Source organism: Nocardia sp. NPDC060220 (assembly GCF_042727815.1).
Classification (GTDB): domain Bacteria; phylum Actinomycetota; class Actinomycetes; order Mycobacteriales; family Mycobacteriaceae; genus Nocardia.
This window is the reverse complement of sequence record NZ_JBHWZY010000827.1, coordinates 1-3,017: the sequence shown is the minus strand read 5'-3', so window position 1 is coordinate 3,017 and position 3,017 is coordinate 1. Positions and strand designations below refer to the sequence as shown.

The 3,017-nt window shown below is 62.0% G+C and carries 3 protein-coding genes and 1 pseudogene; 2 read left to right on the top strand and 2 right to left on the bottom strand.

The genetic code is table 11. The features are described 5' to 3' along the window. A pseudogene (locus ACFWF3_RS30320) lies at window positions 1-135 on the bottom strand (replication-associated recombination protein A); the annotation flags it as partial. 45 nt (window positions 136-180) lie between these two features. Between ACFWF3_RS30320 and ACFWF3_RS30315 the strand changes: the two are divergent. Together ACFWF3_RS30315 and ACFWF3_RS30310 are read left to right on the top strand one after the other, a co-directional pair. Further along, entirely contained in the window at window positions 181-741 is a 561-nt protein-coding gene (locus ACFWF3_RS30315; RefSeq protein WP_379317089.1) for a DUF6301 family protein, read from the top strand. Next, window positions 742-1,191 (top strand): Imm50 family immunity protein, encoded by a 450-nt coding sequence (locus ACFWF3_RS30310; RefSeq protein WP_379317087.1) that lies wholly within the window; start codon window positions 742-744, stop codon window positions 1,189-1,191. It begins immediately after the preceding gene. 623 nt (window positions 1,192-1,814) lie between these two features. Here the strand turns inward: ACFWF3_RS30310 and ACFWF3_RS30305 are convergent. Then, window positions 1,815-3,017 (bottom strand): HRDC domain-containing protein (locus ACFWF3_RS30305; protein WP_379317085.1); only part of this gene is annotated, 1,203 nt, incomplete at its 5' end.

The window sequence follows — 3,017 nt, the reverse complement described above, 5'->3', positions numbered from 1 at the left end:
GTTCTCCACGGCGGGCAGGAGCGAGTCCTGCTGGGCCTTGCTGAAGCGGTGGATCTCGTCGAGGAAGAGGACGGTCTCCTTGCCGTGGCCGCCCATCGCGCGCCGGGCGCCCTCGATGACGGCGCGGACCTCTTCACGACACCTCCTCGATCGGTGCCCGACATCGGTGTACTTTCGCGTATGGTCGACATGGCGCGCGAGCGGATTCTCGAGTCAACTGCCGCCGAGAGAAGGTCAACTAACAGGCGCAAAATCGAGCAAAGGGTCGCCGAGAAGGTTTGCATCGCATCGAAGTTTGATTGGACGTGGACCTTTGACAACATTCGACAGTTCTGCGACATGGTCGGCTGGCACGAAGATCCCGATGCGGGTCACTCGATCGAGCACGGAGGCGATCTGACTACCGACATAGACGTGCGACAGCCTGGGGCGAGTTTGAGTGTCGGGCAGGGTGATATCAGGTACTGCTCCTTCAAAGCTGTTGACACCCTGTTCGCACGCAATGCCGATGATGGCATGGCTGCTGAGCGCATAGTAAAGGAATTCAATTCCCTCGCTGGTGTAATCGAATCGAGGATCGGCCGCCCGCTTTGCCGGCCTGCGGATATGAACGAGAACAGTGAGATGGCTTGGATACTTCCAAAGGTCGTCGTACGCCTTCGTAGATCCGTTCAAGGTGTCAGGGTCTGGATGATCAACCCGCGATATCTGACAGAACTCGACGGCAACCTCGAGAGATAGGTGCGGGAGGTGAATTGGATCGAAGCCCTGGTGGACTCACGTAGTGTACGGGCAATATTCGGAGCAGCCACTCCGTCATTGGAAGGCGTTGTGCTCCATGAGGTTCGCCTGCACCGAGACGGGCCAAGTGTATACCTCCGTTTCGACTTTCGTGAGTTCCCTGTTGATCCGCCGAGGAAATGGGGAAACATCGGTTACAACACAGTGCAGATTGAGCTGAACCTCTATGGCGTCGATAGTGTCGAGATATCGAACCTGAGCACCGAATCCGTGATTGATCTCAATCTATCGACTTGTAACCGCGATGGGAAGAGAGTCGTACATGCTCGGACCTCCAAGAATTCCGCAACCCACTTGGATGTTGTAGCCGGGTCCGTCAGAGTTTCGAAGATATCGGCCTACGTAGGCGATCATCCACTAGTGCCGCACGTGCCGACTCGCTGGGAGTGACGCTATGCCGAGATTCTGGGTTTGTTGATGAAGAAGAAGTTTGTTATTGGCCTATATTTGGCAGAATTCTATCCCAGATGGAGCGATGAGGTAGGCGAAAATCGTCCATGCAATAGTCGGAATATCGACTTGGCCACGTTCCTTTGGGGTAGTACGACTGTGCGTAGGGTTGACGTAAAGACTGGATACGGCGCTGTCCTTCCATTGTTTGTGCACTGGAGCGATGGAACAGATCTCGATGCTCTCGATCGGAAGATTATCGATGGTCTTCCATATTTCTTCGACTTTGATGGTGCGCTATTCGGCGCCGACGTCCCAGTCAAGTGCTTCAGCTGTGGTGCGCGATTTGTAGGAATTGTAGTGGAGAACGCCGTCTCGATTGTCGAACACAGGGAAACGCGGTCTCGTGATCACAAGTACGTCGAGTGCTGTCCAGTCTGCGAGAAGCGTTGGCGCACTGATGTTCTCGAACTGATCGTGCAGGTTGGGCCATGTAACTCGCAGGAGGGGGAGTGACAGGCGAGCCGGTTCAGCTCGTCCGGGAAGTGGGCGACCTCACCAACGAAAACTCGTCGAATTGGTCTGCACCGTCTCGGCGGAAGTGAGCTCGTTGTAGGTCGGCGTCAGGTGGTCGCCGGTGTCAATGCCTCCGTCAGGGCAGGAACCGCGAGGGTGCGCTGCCATGGGCGCGCACCGCCGGCGAGGAGGAAGGCCTCGATCTTCGCGGACAACTCTTCGGGAGTGCCGACGTTCTTGTAGTCGGGGAGTCCGTCCCAGCAGAGACGGCGGACCAGTTCGGGGGACAGGAGGTTCTCTACCGGGATGGAGTGTTCGGTGGAGAGTTCGCCCATGGCGCCGCGGGCGGTGGTGAGGCGGGCGGCGGCGATGGGGTCGCGGCGTTCCCAGCGGTTGACCGGGGGCGGGCCGTCGAAGGGGAGGGTGAGTGGGGGGAGTTGCTTGTCGGGGAGCGTGCGGCCTCGTTCGACGGCGGCCAGCCAGTCGCGCGAGTAGCGGCGCTGGCGGGGGCCGCCGAAGACGGGGAGGGTGCGCAGTTGGGCGATCGAGCGGGGTTCGCTGGTGGCGGCGGTGACGATGGCCGAGTCGGGCAGGATGCGGGCGGGGGCGACGTCGCGGGCGCGGGCGAGTTCGTCGCGGGTGGTCCACAGTTCGCGCACGATCGCCAGTTGACGGGTGCGGCGCAGGGTGTGGATGCCGGAGGTGCGGCGCCAGCGGTCGGCTTTCGGAGCGGGCGGGTCCATGGTGCGGACGTGCTCGAATTCCTCTGCGGCCCAGTCGAGTTTGCCCTGGGCGTCGAGGTCGGCGGCGACGGTGTCGCGGAGTTCGAGGAGTAGTTCGACGTCGAGGGCGGCGTAGTTGAGCCATTCGTCGGGCAGCGGGCGGCTCGACCAGTCGGCGGCGCCGTGGCCCTTGCGCAGGGAGCGGCCGAGGAGGTTTTCGACCATCGCGGCCAGGCCGACGCGTTCGTAGCCGGCGATGCGGCCGCCGAGTTCGGTGTCGAACAGGCGGGCGGGGCGCAAACCCAGTTCGGCGAGGCCGGGCAGGTCCTGGTCGGCGGAGTGCAGGACCCATTCGAGGTCGTTGATCGCCTCGGCCAGTGGGGTCAGCGCGTGGGTGACGGGTATCGGGTCGATGAGGAACGAGCCCGCACCCTCACGGCGGAGCTGGATCAGGTACGCCCGGGCCGAATAGCGGAAACCGGACGCGCGTTCGGCGTCGACAGCCAGGGGACCGGTGCCCGCGGCGAGGGTTTTGGCGGCCGCGGCGACCTCGTCGGCGGTCGCCAGCACAGGTGGAACCCCCTCGGC

Excerpts from the sequence above, each read along its gene's own strand:
- ACFWF3_RS30315 (WP_379317089.1), top strand. The coding sequence starts at position 181 with ATGGTCGACATGGCGCGCGAGCGGATTCTCGAGTCAACTGCCGCCGAG.